At 35.8% G+C, this 23041-nt stretch carries 24 protein-coding genes; 13 read left to right on the top strand and 11 right to left on the bottom strand.

Going from position 1 to position 23041, the window contains the following annotated elements; genetic code table 11:
• Window positions 1–8: 8 nt before the first annotated feature.
• Genes fliY through aroQ form a run of 9 tightly spaced genes read right to left on the bottom strand, consistent with a single transcriptional unit; the run spans window position 9 to window position 7228 of the window.
• Window positions 9–854, bottom strand: coding sequence for a flagellar motor switch protein FliY (fliY, locus tag CDOMF_RS01940; RefSeq protein WP_170018958.1), 846 nt, complete (start codon window positions 852–854; stop codon window positions 9–11).
• Window positions 844–1956 carry a flagellar motor switch protein FliM gene (gene fliM, locus CDOMF_RS01935; protein WP_260952206.1) on the bottom strand — a complete coding sequence of 371 codons (1113 nt, stop codon included), beginning with the start codon at window positions 1954–1956 and terminating at the stop codon, window positions 844–846. The genes fliY and fliM overlap by 11 nt, the downstream gene beginning before the upstream one ends.
• On the bottom strand, window positions 1956–2663 hold the full coding sequence (locus CDOMF_RS01930) for an RNA polymerase sigma factor FliA (RefSeq protein ID WP_260952205.1): 708 nt from the start codon (window positions 2661–2663) through the stop codon (window positions 1956–1958). The genes fliM and CDOMF_RS01930 overlap by 1 nt, the downstream gene beginning before the upstream one ends.
• Entirely contained in the window at window positions 2635–2991 is a 357-nt protein-coding gene (locus CDOMF_RS01925; RefSeq protein WP_170000670.1) for a hypothetical protein, read from the bottom strand. Before CDOMF_RS01925 ends, CDOMF_RS01930 begins: the two co-directional genes overlap by 29 nt.
• Window positions 2992–3005: 14 nt before the next feature.
• Window positions 3006–3872, bottom strand: a complete 867-nt coding sequence (locus CDOMF_RS01920; RefSeq protein WP_260952204.1) for a P-loop NTPase — start codon at window positions 3870–3872, stop codon at window positions 3006–3008.
• Window positions 3856–5220 (bottom strand): flagellar biosynthesis protein FlhF, encoded by a 1365-nt coding sequence (gene flhF, locus CDOMF_RS01915; RefSeq protein WP_260952203.1) that lies wholly within the window; start codon window positions 5218–5220, stop codon window positions 3856–3858. Before flhF ends, CDOMF_RS01920 begins: the two co-directional genes overlap by 17 nt.
• Window positions 5210–5713, bottom strand: a complete 504-nt coding sequence (gene folK / locus CDOMF_RS01910; protein ID WP_260952202.1) for a 2-amino-4-hydroxy-6-hydroxymethyldihydropteridine diphosphokinase — start codon at window positions 5711–5713, stop codon at window positions 5210–5212. The genes flhF and folK overlap by 11 nt, the downstream gene beginning before the upstream one ends.
• Complete coding sequence (locus tag CDOMF_RS01905) at window positions 5710–6735, bottom strand: M24 family metallopeptidase (protein ID WP_260952201.1); 1026 nt, start codon at window positions 6733–6735, stop codon at window positions 5710–5712. The genes folK and CDOMF_RS01905 overlap by 4 nt, the downstream gene beginning before the upstream one ends.
• A 10-nt stretch (window positions 6736–6745) precedes the next feature.
• Window positions 6746–7228, bottom strand: coding sequence for a type II 3-dehydroquinate dehydratase (aroQ, locus tag CDOMF_RS01900; protein ID WP_260952200.1), 483 nt, complete (start codon window positions 7226–7228; stop codon window positions 6746–6748).
• A 150-nt stretch (window positions 7229–7378) separates the two neighbouring features.
• On the opposite strand from aroQ, the gene mqnF reads away from it, so the two are divergent.
• Window positions 7379–8602: an aminofutalosine deaminase family hydrolase gene (gene mqnF / locus CDOMF_RS01895; RefSeq protein ID WP_170018924.1), complete on the top strand. Its 1224-nt coding sequence runs from the start codon at window positions 7379–7381 to the stop codon at window positions 8600–8602.
• A gap of 12 nt (window positions 8603–8614) precedes the next feature.
• Window positions 8615–9484: a signal peptide peptidase SppA gene (gene sppA, locus CDOMF_RS01890; RefSeq protein WP_260952199.1), complete on the top strand. Its 870-nt coding sequence runs from the start codon at window positions 8615–8617 to the stop codon at window positions 9482–9484.
• 2 nt (window positions 9485–9486) lie between these two features.
• Here the strand turns inward: sppA and ribD are convergent, their stop codons facing one another.
• Together ribD and bamA are read right to left on the bottom strand one after the other, a co-directional pair.
• Complete coding sequence (gene ribD / locus CDOMF_RS01885) at window positions 9487–10485, bottom strand: bifunctional diaminohydroxyphosphoribosylaminopyrimidine deaminase/5-amino-6-(5-phosphoribosylamino)uracil reductase RibD (RefSeq protein ID WP_260953112.1); 999 nt, start codon at window positions 10483–10485, stop codon at window positions 9487–9489.
• A 59-nt stretch (window positions 10486–10544) separates the two neighbouring features.
• Window positions 10545–12767, bottom strand: coding sequence for an outer membrane protein assembly factor BamA (bamA, locus tag CDOMF_RS01880; protein ID WP_260952198.1), 2223 nt, complete (start codon window positions 12765–12767; stop codon window positions 10545–10547).
• Window positions 12768–12848: 81 nt separating this feature from the next.
• Here bamA and CDOMF_RS01875 point away from each other — a divergent pair, with 81 nt between their 5' ends.
• From CDOMF_RS01875 to dksA, 11 genes are all read left to right on the top strand, one after another.
• Window positions 12849–13679: a prephenate dehydrogenase gene (locus tag CDOMF_RS01875; protein WP_260952197.1), complete on the top strand. Its 831-nt coding sequence runs from the start codon at window positions 12849–12851 to the stop codon at window positions 13677–13679.
• A 67-nt stretch (window positions 13680–13746) separates the two neighbouring features.
• Window positions 13747–15117 (top strand): M23 family metallopeptidase, encoded by a 1371-nt coding sequence (locus tag CDOMF_RS01870; protein ID WP_260952196.1) that lies wholly within the window; start codon window positions 13747–13749, stop codon window positions 15115–15117.
• Window positions 15118–15182: 65 nt separating this feature from the next.
• Window positions 15183–16067 (top strand): UDP-3-O-acyl-N-acetylglucosamine deacetylase, encoded by an 885-nt coding sequence (lpxC, locus tag CDOMF_RS01865; protein WP_260952195.1) that lies wholly within the window; start codon window positions 15183–15185, stop codon window positions 16065–16067.
• Window positions 16046–16519: a glycoprotease gene (locus tag CDOMF_RS01860; protein WP_336296822.1), complete on the top strand. Its 474-nt coding sequence runs from the start codon at window positions 16046–16048 to the stop codon at window positions 16517–16519. Before lpxC ends, CDOMF_RS01860 begins: the two co-directional genes overlap by 22 nt.
• Window positions 16520–16527: 8 nt before the next feature.
• A complete protein-coding gene (thrB, locus tag CDOMF_RS01855) occupies window positions 16528–17412 on the top strand; it encodes a homoserine kinase (RefSeq protein WP_260952194.1) in 885 nt (294 codons plus the stop codon).
• 276 nt (window positions 17413–17688) lie between these two features.
• Entirely contained in the window at window positions 17689–20391 is a 2703-nt protein-coding gene (gene infB / locus CDOMF_RS01850; RefSeq protein WP_260952193.1) for a translation initiation factor IF-2, read from the top strand.
• Window positions 20388–20759, top strand: a complete 372-nt coding sequence (gene rbfA, locus CDOMF_RS01845; RefSeq protein ID WP_169973353.1) for a 30S ribosome-binding factor RbfA — start codon at window positions 20388–20390, stop codon at window positions 20757–20759. Before infB ends, rbfA begins: the two co-directional genes overlap by 4 nt.
• Window positions 20746–21174 carry a ribosome maturation factor RimP gene (gene rimP / locus CDOMF_RS01840; protein WP_169973355.1) on the top strand — a complete coding sequence of 143 codons (429 nt, stop codon included), beginning with the start codon at window positions 20746–20748 and terminating at the stop codon, window positions 21172–21174. The genes rbfA and rimP overlap by 14 nt, the downstream gene beginning before the upstream one ends.
• Before the next feature lie 127 nt (window positions 21175–21301).
• Window positions 21302–22207 (top strand): acetyl-CoA carboxylase, carboxyltransferase subunit beta, encoded by a 906-nt coding sequence (gene accD / locus CDOMF_RS01835; RefSeq protein WP_170018917.1) that lies wholly within the window; start codon window positions 21302–21304, stop codon window positions 22205–22207.
• A gap of 3 nt (window positions 22208–22210) precedes the next feature.
• On the top strand, window positions 22211–22666 hold the full coding sequence (locus tag CDOMF_RS01830) for a 23S rRNA (pseudouridine(1915)-N(3))-methyltransferase RlmH (RefSeq protein WP_260952192.1): 456 nt from the start codon (window positions 22211–22213) through the stop codon (window positions 22664–22666).
• Between the two features lie 9 nt (window positions 22667–22675).
• The gene (dksA, locus tag CDOMF_RS01825) at window positions 22676–23032 is read left to right on the top strand and encodes an RNA polymerase-binding protein DksA (RefSeq protein ID WP_169973360.1); all 357 of its coding nucleotides are present in this window, start codon (window positions 22676–22678) and stop codon (window positions 23030–23032) included.
• The last annotated feature ends 9 nt before the right edge of the window (window positions 23033–23041 follow it).

The following is a 23041-nucleotide window of genomic DNA, read 5'->3' as shown; positions in this document are numbered from 1 at the left end:
TATCAAATTTATCGAAGCTGCTCTAAACGCTCTTTTTTACTACCGATTTCAGTTATCTGGATACCAAAATTTCCGTCCACTATTACAACTTCGCCAAGTGCGATCACCTTATCGTTAATAAGGATTTCAAGAGGATCGTTTGCAAGCTGATTTAGCTCTATTACGGAGCCTATATCCATGCTTAAAACATCTTTTAAAAGCATTTTTTTAGATCCGATTCTAACTCTGATAGGCAGCCTAACATCCATAATGAGATTGATATTTTGAAGTTCGGTTGGACTCAGCTCCATCTTATGTTGCCCTGATTTTTCACTGGCATCAGAACCTTTTTTTTGATCTTTATTAAAAAAGCTAAAAAATGAAAAATCTACAACAACGCCTATCTGCTCACTAATATCTTCTATATTTACATTGTAAATATAGATTTTTTCAAAGCTGCTTATATCAAAATTTGAGTCTTCGTCTATAAAATTTACCTTTGAAATTTCAAAATTGAGCTTTGGCAAGGTTTTTTGAGCTCCAAGTGATGTAGAAAAGGCTCCTAAGATATTTGAAAAAACCTCTTTGGTAGCATCCAAATCATCTTCGCTTAAACTTTCATTTCGTGAAATTTCCTCTTCTCCCATCATCCATTCACCTATAGCACTCATAAGCACAGGAGTTGCCACAAGCATTATCTTAGCCGTTATATCACCGCTAACATTTATATTTGCTACGGCAATAGGCGGCTTAATGCCTTCTTGACTTGGAGCGTCAAATTCAGCCTTGGCACCAAATTCAGGAGTCCTACCGGTAAGTCCCTCGATAGTAGCCTTGCACTCGTTTATAAAAATTTCAAAAAAATCATTCATTATATTCATCGCTCTCTTCCATCATATTTTCATCATAATCATTTTCTTCTTGCTCATAGCTCATTAGCCTAGCCTTTCGCTCCTCTTCGTATTGCTCCAAAATATGCTTGATCTCATCCTTATCGGTTCTAATAAGCTCTTCTATCTTGATTGATTTTCTAAATCTATGAAGCCCTACTTCTGCTAAAAAGACCTCTTTTTTGTCTATAGTGACAATAGCCCTATTATCGGCAGAGCGATCAAGACGTAGTATGTCGCCTTCTTTTAAGTTTAAAAACTCATTTACGCTTATTACCGCTTTACCCAGTATCGCCTCATATAATACTTCGGCACGACCTATTAGCGTCTTTAACTCTTTGTTTCTGCTCTTTTTAGCACTTGTCTCACCAAGCATTATATCACGGTTCGCAAGACGTGATAAAATCGGCTCAAGATAGATAACAGGATAGCATATATTTATCATTCCGCTTGAATTGCCGACTATGATCTCCATGACAACCATTATTACGATTTCGTTTTGAGAGACTATTTGAACGACATTTGGGCTACTCTCTTTGGCCTCAACGTTTGGATACATATCGGTAATAATACTCCAACTGTCTTTTAGCCTTTGCATCATCATTCTAAGTATCGCGTCAAGCAAATTTACCTCTATATCGGTTAGCTCTCTACTTGTCTCAAAACCCTCGCCATTGCCACCTAGAAGTCTATCTATCATAGGAAAGGCTATACTTGGATTTATCTCAAGCACGCAGTTACCGTCAAGAGGTTTGATCGAAAATACGTTAAAGCTGGTTGGGCTTGGCAAACTCATCAAAAACTCGCCATAAGTCATCTGGTCTACGCTATGAAGTCTAATTTCTACAATACTTCTCATTACGCTTGAAATTTGAGAAGCCAAATTTCTCGCAAGTTTATCGTGTATGCCTTTTATGGCACGAAGCTGCTCTTTGGAGACACGATTTGGTCTTTTAAAGTCATAGATTATAATCTGTCTTTGATCCTCGCTAGACGAACCCCCTATGCCTATATCGGCACCCTCTGCATCCTCGTCTACGACTTCAAGCAGCGCATCTATCTCTTCTTGACTTAAAATATCAGCCATTATTTACCCTCAAGCCTCTCTCTTAGTTTATTCATTAATCTTTTATGAATTTGCGAAATTCTTCCTTCGCTAATTTGTAAAATTTCACTTATCTCCTTTAAGCTTAGCTCTTCGTAATAATATAACTGGACGACGAGTTGATCGCGCTTATCAAAAGTAGATAAAATTTCTTCTATTTTCTCTATCAAATTCTCTTTTTCTATCCTATCAAGAGTGTTTTCTTCGCTCATTATATCCATTTGATCGTCTATTCCAAGAGTCACTATTACTGAGCTTACATTTCTGGCGTCTCGAATTTTTTCTATATCTTCACCAAGAGCATCTGCCAGATACTCATCATCGGGCTCGCACTCATACTTATTAAAATACTGATCTACAAGAGTATCTATTGATTTTATAAGAGTTCTACTAGCTCGGCTTACCACATCAAGTCCTCTTAAAAAATCAAGCATCGAACCGTAAACACGCTTTTTAGCATACCCCCAGAAAGAATCATTTTGCTCTTTATCATATTTTCTGGAGAGTTTTATCATCTCCTCTACACCTATGCCTATAAGGTCGTTTACATCAATAGTAGCAGGCAAACGCTCTTTGAGCCTAAAGGCCATAGCCCTAAGTGCGGGCATATATTGCAAAACTATATCATCTTGCTCTTTTTTTATAGTTGCGGAATAGGCATTAAGCTGCTTTTGCTTTAGATTGTCCATTATTATTACTTAATGTCTGTTTTATAAGCGCATTCTCTACAGCAAGTTTAGCAAGCATACTCTCGATTCTTTTCTCCCTTACGCTAAGTTCAGTAATCAAATAATCAGCACTCTCCTCATGTTCATGCTTATTAAAATGTCCTTTAAAAATATTCCTTACATCGATGTAGTTCATTATAACAATATGTATCAGAAGGTAGAAAAAGAATGTTATCAAAAAAGTATATATCATCATCTCTATAGGCTCATCAACCTTTAAAGTAACAAACATAAGCCCTATAAAAAAACCGCATACAGTAAAAAAAGCTATAAAATTTTCCGCTCGCAAAATAACATCCTATTTTAAAATTGCTCAATCAACCGCTTAAAAAAGCTGCCAAAGCTTCTATTTTCGCTTGTATCAAGCACTTTTCGTTCCAATCTATAAAGCAGTTTTGATGCTATCTCCTTTAGTTCTCCGCTGCTTGTCGAAAATTCGGCGTCATCTGTAAATAAAGTCCTTTGCTTAATACTCTTTGATACGTTCTTATTTTCGCTAAGATAGCCTATTAGCTCAAGGTTAAGATCATTGGTAATATTGGCCTTGGCGACTTTTCGGATGTTTTCAAAGATTTTAACAGCCTCTTTATCATTTTTCACCATATTAAAAAGCATAAAGATATTGTTTTTTACTCTTGAAGTCACTTTTATAACAGCATAGGCATCGGTTATTGCGGCTGGATCTGGAACAGTCACCACAATAACCTCATCAGCAGCCTCTAAAAATAGATGCGTATTGCCTCCTATTCCGGCCCCTGTGTCTATTATTAAAAAGTCAAGATCATTTAAAGCGCTAGCCTCATCCAAAAATCTCTCGTATAAAAATTGATTATTAAATTTTAAAATTTCATCCCCACTCTCTCCGGGAATCAGGATTAAATTTGGCTTGATTTGAACCAAAATATCGTTTAGAGAGCACTCTCCTTTTAATACGTGAAGCAAGTTTTTATTAACTCTTACATTTAAAATCACGTCTAAATTTGCAAGTCCGATATCAGCGTCAAATAAAGCCACTTTATAGCCGTTACTGGCTAAAATATTTGCCAAATTTGCACTTATAGTACTTTTACCGACTCCGCCCTTACCGCTTGTAACAGCGATAAAGTGAGTGCTTCTAAGAGCTTTGATTGAAGAAACAAGAGTCTTTAGCTTATTAGCTTGATTGTTCATCTTCACTCTCTTTGCTGTATCCATCCAATATACACTCTACTAAAAATTCGCCCTTAGCCTCCATTAGATCATCAGGCACCTCTTGCCCTACACAAAAGTAGCTTACAGGCGTATTTGTCTCGTAAATAAGAGAGAATACATTTCCAAAAATTTTAGTTTCATCAAATTTAGTAATTATCAAAGTATCTATGTCAAGGAAGCTAAAACCGTTATAAATTTCCAATAGATCCTCTACTTTTGATCCTGCAGAAAGCACTAAATTTACATCTATTTGAGCATCAGCACTCTTTAAAAACTTTTCAAGCCTAGCTAATTTTTCTTTATCATACTGAGAATTTCCCGTAGTATCTATCAAGATCACATCGCAGTGATTTAGCTGTTTAAGAGCATCTTTAAAATCGTCCACTTCAATTACGTCAAGGATTGGCAACTTCATCATCTTGGCATATTGAAATAGCTGCTCTACGGCGCCGATTCTATATGTATCAAGAGTAATTATTCCGGTTTTATACCTTATATCCTTACCGTAAGCAAATCGTGCCGCAAGCTTGGCAAGAGTCGTTGTCTTGCCAACTCCTGTGGGTCCTACTAGCATCATAATACGTTGTTTTCTATTTTTTTGCTCGTTTCTGCAAGGAAGCATTTTACGAAGCAAGGAGTAAAAATATCTTTTTACCGCATTTGGATTGGTTTTCATAGAAGTAGGCATATTTTCAATCGTAATCTGCATAATTGAGCTTAAATGCTCATCTTTCATACCGCTTTTTTTCGCAGCTTTATATATGCTCGCAAACTCAGGCGGTATAATGAGATTATTTCTGTTAGAAGCCCTATCCTCCCAGAGCATATCCATCATCAGATTTACTTTATCTCCGATGGCGTTCATCTGCTTTGCCACATCATCTATTTTTTTATTATAAAATGGATTTTGTCCTTCATTTGGGCTGGTTTCCATACTCATCTTTGTTATTTCACTTATCTCTTTTGCAGCCTTTGATATATTTATTAGTATATCGTTATCTTTGTTTGTATTTTTTTTATTTCCAAACAGCTCATCATCAGGCACAAAATCGCTATTTTTAGGCTCTTCTATAATCTCAAATTTAGGAGCTTGATTAATATTTTGAAATTGATCGTAGCCCTTTAAACTTACCGGCTTTAAAGGCTGCTTTTGTGGCTCATCCTCTTCAACACTAACTAAAATTTCATATAAAGGTTTTTTATTTATGGTCTTTGGCTGAATCTGCTTAGTAGTTACCAAAATCGCCTTTTCACCACACTGAGCTCTAGCTTTTTTTAGCGCTTCTATACTGCTTTCACCTGTAAATGTATGAAATTTAGTTGCCAAATCTACTCCTTTTAAAACCCATTTTCATCACACCAAGCGGTAAAATTACACTTAGTCTCTCTCCTGCTGCTTTATGTGGAAGAGTAAGCCTAGAGTCATTTCTATTTCGCCCACTAAAATACAATATATCTATATCAAGCGTTCTTGGCGCATTTTTAAAACTTCTTACACGCCTAAATCGCCTCTCTAAATTTAAAGTTACTTTCAACAAGGCTCTCGCACTAAGGCTAGTTTGAATCAAAATCACAGCGTTGTAAAAATCCGCCTGTTCTCTAAAACCAAATGCCTCATTTACCAAAATTTGAGAACTCTCTACTAAATTTATCCGCTTATCATCTTGCAAAAGTCTAAAAAACTTATCAAAACGCCTTTTAGAGTCCCCTATATTTCCACCTATGCCCAAAAGAACGCTATATTTAAAATCGGATTTAAAACTTAAAACTTTTGGAAAAAAAACGCTTCTAACAAAGCGTCTCATTCCCTTTAACCTCATAAAATTTCAGCTCCGTTTTCTCGAACTACAACCACATCCTCGATTCTGACACCAAATTCATTCTCTATATATACTCCTGGCTCCACGCTAAAAACCATCCCGGCTTTTAAAAGCGTTTTGTCTTTCATCGATATCCTTGGAAGCTCATGTATATCTACTCCCACACCATGTCCTGTAGAGTGGAAAAACTCCTTTTCAAAGCCGTGCTTAGATATAAATTTGCGCGCTACATCATCTATCTCTTTGGCTTTTTTGCCTATTTCAATAGAGTTTATGGCCAAACTTTGAGCCTCTTTTACGATCTCGTAAACCTCTTGATGTTTTTGATTCTTAAATTTTTGCTCTTTAGAAAAGTTAAAATCGGATGTAAAACAAGCTGTTCTTGTTCTATCAGAGCAGTATCTTTTAAATTTTACTCCGGCATCAAGCAAGAGTAAGTCGCCCTCTTTTAGTCTCTTTTTGCTTGGTAGCGCATGCGCTTTGGCTGCATTTTCATTTATCGCCACAATCGGGGAGAAGCTAAGCTCAAGTGATCCTTTTTGCTTAAATATGAGCTCAGCGTTAAAAAATAGCTCTTCCTCGCTCATTCCTTCGCCTTTTTCTCTTACAAATTTTGCAAATTCATCAAAGCATTTAGCTCCTAATCTTGTGGCTTCTTTTAAAATTTTAACCTCATCCTCGCTCTTTAAAATACGTGAAATTTGCGAAAAATTAGGCTTTGGCTTAAAATTTATTTTTGAATTTTTATTTAGCTCTTCAAACTCTGCCACACTAAAATCACAAGGATCGAAGGTCAAATTTTTAACTCTTTTGTCTCGTAAAAATTCTCTGACGTCTTTTATCAAGCCTCTTTGAACCTGCAATACTTGACAGTTTTTAGCTAACTCTTTAGCCTCTATCCCGTATCTAGCGTCTGTTAAAAAAAATCTTCTGCCACTAATATCGACAAAGAGCGCATTATCACAGCTATATCCGCACTCATGATATATGGCATTTTCATTTTTTAGAATAAAATTTCTCATGATTTTTTAATTATTCTTGTGTATTTTGAGCCTGCCTTACCGCTTTGATTTGCTCGAAAATTTGAAGCATTGCAATCATTGCCAGATGGTATCCAACAGGTCCAAAACCAACTATTTGACCGGCAGTTACCGCAGATATCATACTCTTTTGGCGAAATTCTTCTCTACGGTGAATATTGCTGATATGAACCTCTATCGCAGGTAAGCTAACGGCGCTTAATGCGTCTCTTATGGCAATAGAGCTATGTGTATAGGCTGCAGGGTTTATTATAATACCGTCAGCATCGCCGTAGCATTCTTGAATTTTATCTACAAGTTCGCCCTCTAAATTACTTTGAAAAAACTCTATATCTACATCGTTTTGCTCTGCAAAAATCTTCATCTGATTATGGATATCCTCCATCTTCATAACGCCGTAAATAGATGTCTCTCTAGTGCCCAGCATGTTAATATTTGGTCCTTGAATAACCATAACCTTAAATTTTTTATCCATCGTATTTCCTTTTTGTAAATTTTAAATTTAGCTTTAATTATACATTTTTATTTCTAAATTTTTGTTTTTATCAGCCGTTGCTTCATCCGATCATATTGAAGCTTTGAAATAAGAAAATTTTGTTACAATCACAACAAAAAAAGGTTAAAAATGACTATTTTAAAGCCAAAATTTATAATGCTCTGCGATGAAAATTTCACTATTTTACAAGATAAGGCAGTTGCTTTTGACGACAAGATAATAAAAATAGGCGAAGCGAGCGAGCTAAAAAAAGAATTTAAGAATGCCGAATTTATAGAAGAAAAAGAAGCAATCCTGGCACCGGCATTTATAAATCCGCACGTTCATTTAGAGTTTAGCGCAAATAAAACCAGTCTAGTTTATGGGGATTTTTTAGAGTGGCTAAGTAGCGTAATAAACTCTCGCTCTACGCTTTCGCAGCAAGCTAATGAAGAAGTTATAAAATCCGCCATAAAAACCATGCAAAAAAGCGGAGTAGGCACTATAGGTGCGGTTTCCAGCTTCGGAACAGACCTCAAAGCCTGTGTTAATAGCTCTGCTAGAGTAATATACTTTAACGAGATTTTAGGTTCAAATGAGGAATTTTTAGATGTAAATTGGCAGGGCTTTAAAAAGCGTTTCGATGAGAGCGTGAAATTTAAAAGCGAATTTTTCACTCCCGCTATATCCGTTCACTCGCCATACTCTACGCACCCAAATTTAGCTAAAGCCGCTATAAATCTCGCAAAAGAGCAAAATTTACTAGTATCAACGCACCTAATGGAGTCAGATCACGAAAGAGAGTGGCTAAAAAGTGGCGTAGGCGGATTTAAAGAGTGGCTTGGTAAATTTAGTAAATTTCCAAAACCTCTTTATAGCGTGGATAGTTTTATTGAGCTATTTAAGGACGTTAGAACTCTCTTTACGCACTGCGTTTATATGAGTGATTTTAGCAAATTTGATAACTCTATTCACAGCGTTACGCATTGCGCTTTTTCAAATAGGCTACTAAGTAAAAAGACTTTGAATTTACAAAATTTATTAGATCAAAATATCTCTTTCAATATAGGCACAGACGGGCTTAGTTCAAATATAAGTCTAAATTTTTTAGACGAATTGAGAGCTAATTTATTAATCCATAGCGATTTTGATTTAAAAAATTTAGCTAAAATTTTGCTCCTTGCATCCACTTCATGGTGTGCAAAGTCCCTAAATTTAAATCTTGGAGAGATTAAAGAGGGAAAACTGGCGGATATGGCATTGTATGATAGATTTGGTAACACAGAGCAAGATGGGCTTGCTTTGATGTTTTTGTTACACGCAAAAGAGTGCAAAAAGCTATATATCCAAGGCAAACCTTTAAATTTAGACTAATAAGGAAAGAAATTGAATTTTTTAAAACTACTTTTCTCGCCGATAGTTGCGATATTTAAATTTATAAATGAATATTTTAAAACTATGATTTTTCTCTTAATCTTATTTTTGATATTCATCTACCCTGATTCAAAGGGCGTACATACACCAAATTTGGTCCAAATAGATATAAGTGGCATGATCTTAGATAGCCAAAAGACGCTAAAAGAGATACATGAGGCGACCAAGGATGATCATATCAAAGGTGTTTTGCTGTTCATAGATAGCCCCGGAGGAGCTCTTGCGCCAAGCACAGAGATAGCTATGGCGGTAAAAAAATTAAGAGCCGAAAAACCCGTGATAGCTTATGCGGGCGGAACAATGACTAGTGGAAGCTACTATTCTGGAGTAAATTCAAATAAAATTTTGGCAAATCCGGGCTCGTTTATAGGCTCAATAGGGGTCATAATTCAAGCTCCTAATATAAGCGAACTAGCCAATAAAATCGGAATATCTCAGCAAGTTGTAAAGGCAGGAGAGTTTAAAGAGGTAGGAACATTTGCCAGAGAGTGGAGCAGTATTGAGCGAAATGAGCTTGAAAAACTGGTCAAAAAATCTTACGATATGTTTGTAAAAGATGTAGCCACTGCAAGAAATTTAGATATCAATAAAAGCCTAGAGTGGGCCAATGCCAGAGTGTTTTTAGCCTCTGACGCCAAAAGAGTAGGGCTTATCGACGATGTGAGTGATTATTACTCTGCAAGAAAAGAGATAGAAAGCCTAAGCGGTGTAGCTACTCCTGTATGGAAAGAGAAGCACGCTTACGAAAGAGCCTTGGAAGGGATTTTCAAAGAGGGTGTAAATAGCCTTATAAACGCGGTTTTTACAAACAAGATTAGATAGGCTTATTTGATTATCTTATACCAACCGTAATTATCACTGCCAAAATTTGAGCCAAACACTCTTTTTAGCCTTAAATTCGCTCTTAAATTTTGCAAATTTTTAAACTCGCTTGATTGATAGATTAACACCCAGCTTACTCTTTCATCAAGTGAGTTTAAAAAACTCTCCCCGCCTTCAAACATCACAAGAGGAACTTTAAAAGCCTTTTCAAGACTATTTGATATCTCAACGATTCTACCACTAACATTAAAAAGCGGAATTGTTCTGTCAAAATTTTGAGTCCTAGAGTAGATAAGAATATCCGGATTTTTACCATTTTTTATAAGTCTGATATCAAGAGTCGGACGATCTGTTCGCACTGTATTGCCACCTATTACAAGCAGATCTGATGCGCTTCTTAGTCTATGCATATGAGTGCGGCTTTGTTCGTTTGATATGACTCCGCCGGTGGCTACTCCATTTGCGCAAAGGGCTATTTTAAAAAAGCTGAAATTTCCACTTTGCCAAGACAAAAAAGGCTCTATAAGCTCATCAGCTCTATCTTTTAAAACATCAAATTTAAGCTTAATACTACTGCCTCTTAAAATTTCAGCCCCACCGCTTGCCTTTTTATTCTCATCCCGCCTGGCTATTATGACCTCGCTAAAACCTAAAACTTTAAGCAGATTTGCACAAGGGGGAGTTTTTCCGTGATGGGAGCACGGCTCAAGGGTTACATAGGCCTTTGAGCCCTTTAAAATACCGTTATGATTAGCCAAAATAAACTCATAAAGCTCATTTGAACCGTTTGGAAATTTAAAATCAGGATTTAGCTTAAAAAGTGCCGATTTTACAGCATTTAGCTCAGCATGAGCTTCCCCTGCTCTCTCATGAGCTTCGCAGGCAAGAAGTGCACCGTTTTTATCTAAGATCACACAGCCGACCGCAGGGTTTGGATAGGTTAAAATCTGGAATTCCCAAGCCTTTTGCAAGGCTAAATTCATATAAAATTCATCGTTTATCATATAAAAACCAAAAGTTACAAAAGAATATAGACAAAACCTATATTCAAAATAAGCCTTTAGAAGCGTTGTCCGATTGTAAACTCAAATGAGCTGGTCTCATCTCCTGGCTTATCGTTAAGCGGTTTTGCAAAAATCAGTTGAAGCGGTCCTATAGGAGTGATCCACTCTATACCTGCGCCGGTTGAGTATCTTGTATTCTCATTTATACTGTTTTGACCTATCTTGCCGTAATCAAAAAATAACACACCACGCATTTTTACCCTATCTATTATAGGAAAACTAAGCTCAAATGAGTTATTAAAAGATATAGTTCCTCCCGTTTCATCTCCATATTGGTTTTTAGGGGAGACTGTCCTTGAATCATATCCTCTTAAATTTTTAATACCACCTAAATACAGCTTCTCGTTAATAGGCACATATCCTCTATCCCAAATTTTAGCAAAATTTGCCTTGTATCTTAAGATTAAATCATAATCAATCCACTCCCTAAGCCCAAAATACCAGTTAAATCCTGTTCTGCTTTTTATAAATTTCTCATCTCCGCCAACTCCTGCGTATTCAAGGCTGGTAGTGGCTATTATGCCGGTTCTTGGCAAATAATAATCATCTGTATTATTATATGTAATAGACGGAATAAAGGCGCTTTTTAGACTTTTACCCTCTTTATAGCCTGTCCTAATAAGGGTCTCGTTTAGCTTTTTAATATTGCTTTGCTCTATGACATACCCTATCGAAGCGCTTAAATTTCTAGTCAGTTTTCTTCCTAAAACAGTATTGAACCCGTAAGATCTTTCGTCATAGTTATTCCAATCGTAATCGTTGGCATATAGAGTTCCTCCTAAGCTATTCTCAGAATCAAATATTCTTGGATTGGTAAGGCCAATCTGCCCTGAAAGCTCATTATCGCTTCTATCTACGCTCAATACGCCTTTCATACCGCTACCAAATACGTTTGTATCAGATACACTTGCATTAAGTAGCAATCCATCAGAGCTTCCATATCCTATACCACCGCTTATTGATCCGGTTGAGGCCTCTTTGACATTTACTAAAAGATCAACCTCATTAGCTCCCACCCTCTCTTCTTTTATCTCCACATCTTCAAAGTATCCGGTTCTCTTAAGCGCTGTTTTACTATCTTCAAGATCAGTTCTGCTGTATAAATTTCCTTCTGTTAAATAAAGCTCTCTTCTTACGACCCTATCTACGGTTCTATCGTTTCCTGAAATTTGAACGTTTCTGATATACGCCTTATCTCCAGGAGCCACCTCGTAAACTATGCTCACGCTCTTATCTTGGCTATTCTTATCCGTTCTTGGCATAACTTTTACAAAAGCGTATCCTCTATCGGCCACTATATCATCAAGCTTTTGCATATCTCGTCTAAGCCTCGCCGAATTCATCCTATCGCCCGCTTCTAGTTTAAATTCTTTTAAAATTTTTTCCTTATCAAGCTCTAAAAACTCAGGTGCTTCTATATCAACACTAGATACTCTGTAAGGCTCACCCTCACTGATATAGTAAGTAAGCTCTGCAGTATAGTTATCCATATAGGCATTTAGATATGGCGTAGAAACCGTAGCGTCAAGATAGCCCTTTTGAAAGTATTTATCTTGGATTCGTCCCGGATCGTTTGGTAGCTCAAAAAGTTTTACTTTTCCGTCATTTCTGCCCCACATCCAACCCATAAATTCACGTTCTTTATTAGCCACAACAGGCTCTATATCACCATAATCAAAAACTTTTGCACCTACTAAATTTACCTTTTGAATTATGATATTTTCACCACGATTTACATTCAAGGTTACAAATAAACTACTGTCATTGCCAGCTACACTCTCTTTGGTTACATCCACAACCGTATCAAAATAGCCCTTTGACTCATAAAACTGTCTAATGCGCTCTTTTGCTCTACTGATAGCGAGTTCGTCATACATATTTCCTTGTTTTATGCCAATTAGTTGATCTATCGTAGTCTTATCGTTTGTTACAACACCTTTTATATCAAGTCTTGCTATACTCGGTTTTTCTTTTACGATGACTAGGATATTGCCATCGCTTTCTTCGATGTAAATATCGTCAAAATAGTTTTGTTTAAATAAATTTGAAATTGCAGCATCGCTATTTTCACCAGTTAATTGATCTCCTACTTTTAGCCCCATAATATCTTTTGCAACCTCGGGAGATAGGCGTAAAAGACCTTTGAAATTTATAGACTTTATCTCTACAGCACTGCCTAAACACGCTGCAGTAAGTATTAAAAAAACGCTTTTTTTCATTGAATTTAACCTAAAAATGAGTATTAGGTGGTATAATAACACATTTTAATTTTAAACAATATAAATTTACAAAGGTATTTTATGAAAATCGGTATCATAGGGCTTGGTCTCATAGGCGGTTCTTTGGGGCTTTGTTTAAAAAATGAAAAACTAATCTCTTGCGTGAGTGGCATGGATGCAAACAAAGAACATCAACAAAAAGCCTTAGAGCTTGGTTTGGTACATGAAATTTTAACTTTAGAAGAGATGAAAAGAAAAAGCGACATAATATTTTTAGCAATTCCGGTTGAAGCGATAATAAAAATCGTAAAAGAACTTGAGGATATCGATGAAGATACAACGATAATAGACCTTGGAAGCACAAAAGAGAAGATTATCGAGGCGGTTCCTGAAAAAATAAGAAGAAATTTTATTCCCGCTCACCCTATGGCAGGCACCGAATACTCAGGTCCAACAGCTGCATTTTCAGGGCTTTTTAACGGTGCAGTCGTAGCAATTTGCGATTTTAAAGAGAGTAGTGAAAAACACGTAAAAAGATCGGTCGAGCTATTTTCTCATCTTGGTATGAAAATCACATTTATGAGTGCAAAAGAGCACGATCACCACGCCAGTGTAATCTCTCATCTGCCTCACGCTATCAGCTTTTCACTGGCTTCCAGCGTTCTTAAAAAAGAGAATAAAAAAAACATTATCGCTCTTAGTGGAACAGGATTTAACGGAATGATAAGAATAGCCAAAAGCTCTCCTGTAATGTGGAGCGATATTTTTAAACAAAATAAAGACAATCTAATAAACGCAATCGATATGTTCAAAAAAGAGCTAGACGAGTGTGAAAATTTGGTTAAAAATGAAAAATGGGATGAACTTAAAGACTGGATGAGCGAGGCCAGAAAGATACGCGAAATTTTATAAATTTACTCCAAATTTATAGCTTTTTAGTAAAATCTCGAAAAATAAGATTAGGTTTTAGGATTATTTAATGAGAAAAAATAGATCAAATTTTATAGCTTATAGTGTGCTTTTTATTTTAATAATTGCTGGAATTTTTATGCTGTTTAGCTCAAAATCGTTTGAAAAAGAAAAACCGCTGATATCGATAGAGGATCAAATTTATTGGAACCTTACATCACCCTTACCTATAAAAATAACCGATGAAAGCGGTATAAAATCTTTAAAAATAAGCATGCTTGATGCAGAGCATCAGATGATTTTAACTAACCAAAATTTTGAAGCCCCCCTGGATATTTTAGATATAAATTTATCATTTCCAAAGACCGGATTTCAGTCTCAAAAAAAGAATTATACCATGAGCATTGAAGCGATTGATGCGAGTAAATGGGGCTTTTTTATGGGAAACAAGCAGACAAAAAATGTTGAAGTCATAGTCGATGGCAAAAGACCTGAAGTAAACATCCTAAATCACTCCTACGCAATCAATAAAGGCGGAAGTGCAACGGTCGTATTTAAGGTAACGGACGAGAGATTAAAAGAGCTATATATACAGACAAATTTCGGCAAGAAATTTATACCTTCTAAATTTTATAAAGATGATTACTATGCCTCTTTAGTAGCTTGGCCCGCGACACAAAGCTCGTTTAGTGCAGATGTGGTCGCGATAGATTATGCGGGAAATATCACAAAGAGCAAGATAAGATTTTTTTATCAAAACAGAACTTATAAAAGCTCAAAAATAAAACTTGATAACCAAAATAGATTTTTAAACGAGAAGATACCCGAGCTAGCTGCACAATACGCACAAAATCACGAGTCGATGTCAAATCTAGAAAAAATGAAATTCGTAAACGAAAATTTACGCGGAGCCAACGAGAAACTAATCTCTGACATCACATCAAAAATATCTACAGATACCATAAGCGAATTTAGTCTAAAAAAATTCTATCCTCTTAAAAACGCAAAGGCTGTTGCAAGTTTTGGCGATCATAGATATTATACTTTTGATGGACAAGACATTAGTGAGTCTTGGCATATGGGGCTAGATCTTGCCTCTACTAAAAACGCAAGCATTATAACAAGCAACAACGGCACAGTGGATTTTGCCGGAGAGAATGGAATTTACGGGCAAACTATCATTATTAATCATGGCTTTGGAGTATTTTCACTATATGGACACTGTAACTCAATAACGGTAAAAACAGGAGATCAGATAGGGGCGGGAGATCAGATAGGGGCTACCGGAGTAAGCGGGCTTGCCATGGGAGATCACTTGCATTTTGGAATGATAGTTCAAGGCGTAGAGGTGAGGCCTGAAGAGTGGATGGATACAAGCTGGATGAAAGATAATGTCTTAAATGTTTTAAATGCCGCAAAAAAGATGATTGATGGTAAATAAAATTTATTATTTGTTACCAAAAAATTGTATAATACGAAAAATTTAGAAAATTTAAAAGGAAAATTTTGCAACAAACAACCATAAAAAAGGCTGTAGAAGGTGTTGGAATAGGTCTTCACAAGGGTGAGCCGATAAAAATAATCTTAGAGCCTATGAGTGCAAATACGGGTATAGTTTTTTATAGAAAAGATCTGGGTATAAGTTTTAAAGCAGAACCGAAAAATGTTATAAATACTCAAATGGCAACTGTTATAGGCTCTCAAAAAGGCTATATATCAACAATAGAGCATCTGTTGTCTGCAATTAGCGGATACGGAATAGATAATATACGTATAGTTCTTGACGCAAACGAGGTTCCCGTAATGGACGGAAGTGCGATAAGCTACTGCATGATGCTTGATGAAGCCGGCACCGCTAAACTCGATGATCACAAAAGAGTAATTATAATAAAAAAAGAGGTTGAAGTCAGCAAGAACGGTAAATTTGCCAAAGTGACGCCGTCAAAAAATCCAAAATTTGATTTTACAATCAAATTTGATCACCCTATAATAGGCGAGCAAAGATACCTGTTTGAGTTTAGCAAAAGTGCATTTATAGAGCAGATTGCCAGAGCTAGAACTTTTGGATTTTTAAAAGATGTCCAGATGCTAAGAGCCAATAATCTAGCACTTGGTGGAAGTCTTGATAATGCCGTAGTAATAGATGATACTAGGATTTTAAACCCGGAAGGGCTTAGGTTTGAAAACGAATTCGTAAGACACAAAATCCTAGATGCAATTGGAGATCTTAGCCTGATGGGCGCTCCTTTAATGGCTGATTATACATCTTTTGCTGGAAGCCACGAGCTAAATCACGAACTTACTTTAGCGATTTTAAGTGATGCTAAAAACTATGAAGTTGTGACCCTAAAAGATCAGCTATCACTTGAATACCAAAAGGTATTTGCATAAAAAATATCCAAATTTTAGTCATAGCGCTCACTTCTCCACTTTTATTTGGTATATATGATGAAAAAGGTGAGTTTATACAAGAGATACAAAGTGATAAAAAATCCGATGAGGCTTTAATAGAAATAATAGATGAAATTTTAAATAAAAACAGATATAAAATTTCAAAAATAATATATGCAAATGGCCCCGGAAGCTTTATGGGTATAAAAGTTTCATATATAATTTTAAAGACATTAAGCATCATAAAAGAGTGTGAGTTTTACGCAGTAAGCGGTTTTGAACTAAATGACAATGCACCTATACGTGCAAATAAGGCTCTAAGTTTTGTTAAATTTCAAGACGAGATTAAGTTGGAAAAAACTGAAACAGGAAATTTCAAACTGCCATCAAATTTAGATGTTTTAAATTTAAATTTTGATACTCTACCAAACTATATTATCCAAGCGGTTTAGGAGTTGTTTTGACTATCAGTGTTCCTGCAACAAGTGCAAATTTAGGTCCTGGCTTTGATACCTTAGGACTTGCTTTGAGTTTATATAACGAAATTGATATAAAAAGAGCAAATTTTTCATCAATATCCATAATAGGCGAAGGCGCAGAAAATATAAAACTCAAAAAAAATAATCTTTTTCTATCAATTTTTAATGAGATTTATTATGAACTAACAGGCAAAAAAGATAGTTTTAGAATGGTTTTTAAAAATCATATTCCATTTTCTCGTGGTCTTGGGAGCTCATCTGCAGTTATTACCTCTGCGATTGCTTCGGCTTATGCTATGGCTGAGTTTAAGATCGATAAAAACGTAGTATTAAATAGATCCTTAGTATATGAAAATCATCCTGACAATATCTCTCCAGCAGTTCTTGGAGGCTTTGTAACCTCTGTAGTGCATAATAATCAGGTAAATTCCATTAAAAAAGCCATAGGAGACGATATTAAAGCCGTGGTGGTTATTCCAGATAAGCCAATGAGCACAAAAGAGTCTCGCACAAAACTGCCCAAACACTACTCAATGAGTGAATGCGTGAGTAATCTATCTCATTCGGCATTTTTAACAGCCTGTTTCTTAGAAGAAAAATACGATCTTTTAAAAATAGCATCAAAAGATATGATGCATGAAGAACTTAGAATGCAAACTCTTCCTGAGCTCTTTGATGTTCGTAAAACGGCTTATGAAAACGGGGCTTTGATGAGCACACTATCTGGAAGTGGTTCGACATTTTTAAATATAACTTATAAATCAGATGCCGCTAATCTACAAGAGAGACTAAAAGATAAATTTAAAAATTTTAGAGTTGAAATTTTATCATTTGATAATAACGGATTTATCATCTCAAAAAGCTAAAAAAAAGCAAACAAAAGTTATAATATATGGTTAAAAATTATATTCCCATTAGAATGTGCGTAGTTTGTAAGATAAGATTCAAACAATATGATTTACGCAGATTTCGCATCATTAATTCTTCACTTTTTTTTGGTAGCGGAAATGGAAGAAGTTTTTATATATGTGAAGACTGTTTAAAAAAAGATGAAAAAAATTTGAAAAAATCGCTCGGCAGAGTGGCGGGAAATTTTATCGCCACCTTAAAAAATGGGCAAATTTTAAAGGAGATACTCTTAAATGGGGACTGTTCGTATTTCAGAGATAGCAAATGAGCTAGGTTATCCTAGCAAAGAAATTGTAGAAAAGGCTAATGAGCTAGGGTTAAAAGTAAAAACACACTCCAGCGGAGTTACGCCTGAAGAGGCCGAGGCGCTATATACATATGTGCAGACAGGAGAAATTCCGGAAAGTTTTAAGAAAAAGCCTGAAAAGAAAAAATCCGAGCCTAAAAAATCAGCCCCAAAACAGACAAAAGAGCAAAAAGAGAACAAAGATACTAAAAAAGAGTCTTCTAAAACCACCAAAAAAGATGATAAGGTAGCAGAAAAAACTCTTAAAACAAGGCAAGCTTCAACAAAACAACCTAAAGAAAAAGTAGAAATTCCTGAAATAAAATCTGAAATAGAAACAAAAGAAAATACAAGACAAAAAGAGGATAAGCAACCTGAAAAACCTGTCATAGTTGAAAAAAAACTTGAATTAAAAGAGAGCCTAGCTGACGTAAGTCTTCAAAAAAGAAGAGGACTTATGATAGTTAAGAAAAAAAAAGAAGAGTCTGCGACTACTCCAAGACCTATAAAACAAGCAGAAAAAACCGAAAACGAGCCTATTAGAAATTTAGAGAGTATGTTCTCATTTAATAACGCAGAATCTACGCTTAAAAAGAAAAAAAAAGAGAAAAAACCTGTAATTGCAACTAAAAAAGATGGGATCCAAAAAGTCGATCTCTTAAGTGATAGAGATCTAGCCGATATAGTTTTAGAAGATGAGGATGTAGTGGTTCTGCCTGATTTTTCAGTAAGAACGCCTGCTCCACAGCCGACTCAAAAAACTAAACAGACAAATATATATAAGCCGTCTTTAAATAACTCGATAGGATCTTTTTTAGAGCAAGGCATAAGCAGGCGCTCGAGAAAAAAACATAAAAAAGTTTCAAAAGACTCAAATAACAGCGAGACAATAACATCTATTGAGATCCCAAAAGAGATACGTGTATATGAATTTGCTGAGAAGTTAAATAAACAGCCTAGTGAGATTATTAGCAAACTGTTTATGCTAGGTATGATGACTACTAAAAACGACTTTTTAGACGAGGATTCGATAGAAATTCTAGCCGATGAATTTGGAGTGGAAATAAATATTGTAGATATTCAAGAGGCGTTTGACTACGTAAAGGCATACGATGAGCAAAACGGGGAAGAAAATTTAACTCAAAGAGCTCCTGTTATAACGATAATGGGTCACGTTGATCACGGTAAAACATCTTTGCTTGACTATATAAGAAACTCACGCGTAGCATCCGGAGAAGCTGGCGGTATAACCCAGCACGTAGGCGCATATATGGTTAACAAAAATAATCGAAACATAACATTTATAGACACTCCTGGCCACGAGGCCTTTACTGCCATGAGAGCTAGAGGGGCAGGAGTAACAGATATAGTTATAATAGTCGTTGCTGCCGACGATGGAGTAAAACCACAGACAAAAGAGGCCATTAGTCATGCTAAGGCTGCAAATGTACCTATTATAATAGCTATCAATAAGATGGATAAAGAGGCAGCAAATCCGGACAAAGTAAAAAGCGAACTCGCAGATCTTGACATACTATCTACCGAATGGGGCGGAGCATATGAATTTGTTCCTATTTCAGCAAAAACAGGAATGGGTATAGAAGACCTATTGGAGATAGTGCTTCTGCAAGCAGACATTCTGGAACTTAAGGCAAATGCGAAAGCAAATGCGAAAGCTACCATAATAGAAAGCTCGCAACAAAAAGGCAGGGGACCTGTTGCAACCATAATCGTAGAAAACGGTACTTTAAAAGTTGGAGATACTGTAGTGGCAGGAGTGTCCTACGGTAAAATAAGAAGTATAACAGACGATAAAGCCAATGTTTTAAAAGAGATAAAGCCCGGTGAATGTGGCGTAATAATGGGTTTAAGTGAAATTCCTGAGGCGGGAGAGACTCTAATAAGTGTTAAAACAGACAAAGAGGCTCGCGAATATGCTCAGAAAAAGGCAGAATACCTACGTCAAAAAGAGCTTAGTAAGACTACAAAAGTAAGCCTTGAAGAGCTTAGTGAAAAGATTGCGGAAGGTGAGCTAAAATCACTGCCTGTTATTGTAAAAGCAGATGTTGGCGGATCATTGGAAGCTATAAAATCAAGTCTTGAAAAACTAAGAAATGATGAGATTAAGGTAAATATTATACACTCTGGAGTAGGCGGAATAACTCAAAGCGACGTAGCTTTAGCAAAAGCCAGTGAAAATAGTGTAATCTTAGGATTTAACATACGTCCAACCGGAGAGATAAAAGAAAAAGCGAAAGAAAGCGGAATAGAGATTAAAACATATAATGTAATCTATAACCTTCTAGATGATGTTAAAGTGCTACTGAGCGGATTAATGTCACCTATATTACGAGAAGAGCACTTAGGACAAGCTCAAGTTCGCCAAGTAATAAATGTGCCAAAAATAGGTGCTATAGCTGGATGTATGGTAACAGAAGGCAGTATAAACAGAGGAGCAAAAATAAGGCTCATTAGAAATGGTATAGTAGTTCATGAAGGTACGGTAAGCTCACTAAAACGCTTTAAAGACGACGTTCGCGAGGTGGCAAAAGGCTATGAGTGCGGGGTGGGTATAGATGGGTATAATGATATAAGAGAGGGTGATTATATAGAAAGCTTTAAAGAGATTGAGGAGCAAGCAACTCTATGAATTCAGCCGAAATTAAAAGACTAAGAACCGAAAGTGTGTTGAAAGAGCTTATTCCTGAAGCTCTTGCGACTTTAGAGGATGAGTTTTTAAGAGGTCTTTGCGTAACTGATGTAGAGTGCAAAAAAGGTAGATATGACGCCTTTGTATATCTTGATAAGATGGCGTTTGACGACAAAGAACAAGCCTATGTATTAAGTCACTTAAAACGCATATCAAAATATCTACAAAACCACTGCATGGAAGCTGAAGGTTGGTATAGATGCCCGAATTTTCACTTCAAATTTGATGATAGGCTAGAGTATCAAAATCATATGGATAGTTTGTTTGATAAAATTTCAAAGGATTTAGATAAAAATGCAAAATCTTGAAAAACTAATTAAAGAGTGCGGGGTAGAGCTTTATGATACCGAACTAGCCAATGAAAACGGCAAAACTATTTACAGAATTTATATTACTAAAAAAGATGGAGTAAATTTAGACGACTGTGAAAAAGTATCAAGATTACTTTCACCTATCTTTGATGTAGAACCACCTGTTAATGGTGACTATACTCTTGAAGTTAGCAGTCCCGGACTTGAAAGAAAGCTCGAAACAATCGCTCATTTTAGCTCAAGCATAGGAGAGCTTGTAAAAATTACAGCCTCAATCGATGGAGGAAATCAAAAACTAAAAGGTAAAATTTTAGCCGTAAATGACGATGAAATAGATCTTGAAGTAGACAATAAACCTATCAAAATAAAAATTTCAGACATCAAAAAAGCAAAAACATACATAGAGTGGTAAAATAAATTTTACTACAAACTTTAAATATATAAAATTTAAATTTAACTAATTTAACAATCAAATATAAGCAAATACAATGCTAAAATTAGATATAATCGCATAATTTTTATATTTAAGTAGGTAGAAAATGGGCTTTTTAGATATTTTTTCAAAAACAAGAAATCAATCATCTCCGAGTGAAGCTCCTGCGCACTGGGTAAAGTGCGAAAGCTGCCACTCATTAATGTATTATAAAGAGGTAGAAGCCTGCTTTAACGTATGCCCGAAATGCGGATACCATATGAGACTCAAACCTCAAAGAAGAATAGAGCTTTTATGCGACCCTGAAACCTTCGTAGAATTTGATAAAAACTTAAAACCTGTAGATCCGCTTAAATTTGTGGATAAAAAATCATACAAAAAGCGTATCAGTGAGAGCGAAGAGAAAACTGGAAGAAGCAGTGCCGTAATATGCGGCGAAGCAAAAATAGACAATATGGACGTACAGCTTGTGGTCTTTGACTTTAGTTTCATGGGTGGAAGCCTAGGCTCAGTAGAAGGTGAAAAGATAGTTAGAGCTATCAAAAGATCCATAGACAAAAAACACCCGCTTATAATAATCTCGGCATCAGGCGGAGCAAGAATGCAAGAAAGCACATTTTCTTTAATGCAGATGTCAAAGACTTCCGCAGCACTAAAACTGCTTGATGAGGCTAAGGTACCCTATATATCGATACTAACAGATCCTACAATGGGTGGAGTTAGTGCTAGTTTTGCTTGGCTTGGAGATATTATCATAGCAGAACCTGGCGCACTTATAGGATTTGCTGGGCAAAGAGTTATCAAGCAAACTATAGGCTCAGATCTTCCGGAAGGATTTCAAAGATCTGAATTTTTGCTTGAACACGGACTGATAGACGCTATAGTTGAAAGAAAAGATCATAAAAAATTTGTAAGTGATATGATAAGGCTTCTATCGAATTCTAAGCCTGTAAAAGAAGAGAGTGCCGAGCTTATTTTGCAAAACAATGATAATGATGAAGAGGAAGAGTAGGTATTGGAAATTTCTGTCTTCTCGATACAAAAATCCAAAGCTGATAACTTTGAAAACGAGATAAAAGAGTATATAAAAATGTCATCAAAATTTGCCAAAATTTCTGATATAACTATATTCAATGAAAAAATCGCCAAAGCTCAAAGTGCCGGAAGCGAATCGGCATTAAAAAGCTATGATGATATTTATGAGCCAAATTTAAAGGGTTTTTGTATAGCACTTGACGAAAAGGGCGAAAAGCTTGATAGTATTCAATTTGCTAAAATTTTAGAAAGCAATTCGCAAATTTCATTTTTTATAGGTGGAGCTTATGGGCTTAGTCAAAATTTCAAACAAAAAGTGGATAAAATTATAAGTCTGAGCCCTCTTACAATGGCTCATAAAATAGCCAAACTAATACTTTTTGAACAAATTTTTAGGGCTCTTTGTATAAATGCAAATCACCCATATCATAAGTAAAGGAAACAGATGCGCAAAAGCGATCTAGAACTTTTTAAATCTATTTTGGAAGAGAGAAAAATCCAAATAAAGAAAAATATACTTGATGCAAGTAACGAGTTGGCAGCTCTTAGAGATAGCGGCATAAGCGATGAATTTGATATAGCAACTGTAAATGCCGATCAGCTAATAGAACAATCAATAAGTGCACAACAAAGATACGAATTGGCCGCTATAGACGTAGCCCTTAGCAAGATAACCAACAAGACTTACGGAATTTGTGAAATGTGTGAAGAAGATATTGGAATACCAAGACTTAAAGTAAAACCTCATGCAAGATATTGTATAGTTTGTAGAGAGATAGTCGAAAAAACATCTAAAAAATAGGGGATTGTT

The sequence above is a fragment of the Campylobacter sp. RM16187 genome (genome assembly GCF_025319965.1).
In the GTDB taxonomy this organism is placed as follows: domain Bacteria; phylum Campylobacterota; class Campylobacteria; order Campylobacterales; family Campylobacteraceae; genus Campylobacter_A.
Note: the sequence above shows the minus strand (reverse complement) of the source record. Positions and strands in the feature narration are given on the sequence as shown.

What these genes read in the sequence shown, in the direction of transcription:
- fliM (WP_260952206.1), bottom strand. Translation starts at nt 1,956, where the DNA reads ATGGCTGATATTTTAAGTCAAGAAGAGATAGATGCGCTGCTTGAAGTC.
- CDOMF_RS01930 (WP_260952205.1), bottom strand. Translation starts at nt 2,663, where the DNA reads ATGGACAATCTAAAGCAAAAGCAGCTTAATGCCTATTCCGCAACTATA.
- CDOMF_RS01920 (WP_260952204.1), bottom strand. Translation starts at nt 3,872, where the DNA reads ATGAACAATCAAGCTAATAAGCTAAAGACTCTTGTTTCTTCAATCAAA.
- folK (WP_260952202.1), bottom strand. Translation starts at nt 5,713, where the DNA reads ATGAGGTTAAAGGGAATGAGACGCTTTGTTAGAAGCGTTTTTTTTCCA.
- CDOMF_RS01905 (WP_260952201.1), bottom strand. Translation starts at nt 6,735, where the DNA reads ATGAGAAATTTTATTCTAAAAAATGAAAATGCCATATATCATGAGTGC.
- aroQ (WP_260952200.1), bottom strand. Translation starts at nt 7,228, where the DNA reads ATGGATAAAAAATTTAAGGTTATGGTTATTCAAGGACCAAATATTAAC.
- mqnF (WP_170018924.1), top strand. Translation starts at nt 7,379, where the DNA reads ATGACTATTTTAAAGCCAAAATTTATAATGCTCTGCGATGAAAATTTC.
- bamA (WP_260952198.1), bottom strand. Translation starts at nt 12,767, where the DNA reads ATGAAAAAAAGCGTTTTTTTAATACTTACTGCAGCGTGTTTAGGCAGT.
- CDOMF_RS01875 (WP_260952197.1), top strand. Translation starts at nt 12,849, where the DNA reads ATGAAAATCGGTATCATAGGGCTTGGTCTCATAGGCGGTTCTTTGGGG.
- CDOMF_RS01870 (WP_260952196.1), top strand. Translation starts at nt 13,747, where the DNA reads ATGAGAAAAAATAGATCAAATTTTATAGCTTATAGTGTGCTTTTTATT.
- infB (WP_260952193.1), top strand. Translation starts at nt 17,689, where the DNA reads ATGGGGACTGTTCGTATTTCAGAGATAGCAAATGAGCTAGGTTATCCT.
- rbfA (WP_169973353.1), top strand. Translation starts at nt 20,388, where the DNA reads ATGAATTCAGCCGAAATTAAAAGACTAAGAACCGAAAGTGTGTTGAAA.
- rimP (WP_169973355.1), top strand. Translation starts at nt 20,746, where the DNA reads ATGCAAAATCTTGAAAAACTAATTAAAGAGTGCGGGGTAGAGCTTTAT.
- accD (WP_170018917.1), top strand. Translation starts at nt 21,302, where the DNA reads ATGGGCTTTTTAGATATTTTTTCAAAAACAAGAAATCAATCATCTCCG.
- dksA (WP_169973360.1), top strand. Translation starts at nt 22,676, where the DNA reads ATGCGCAAAAGCGATCTAGAACTTTTTAAATCTATTTTGGAAGAGAGA.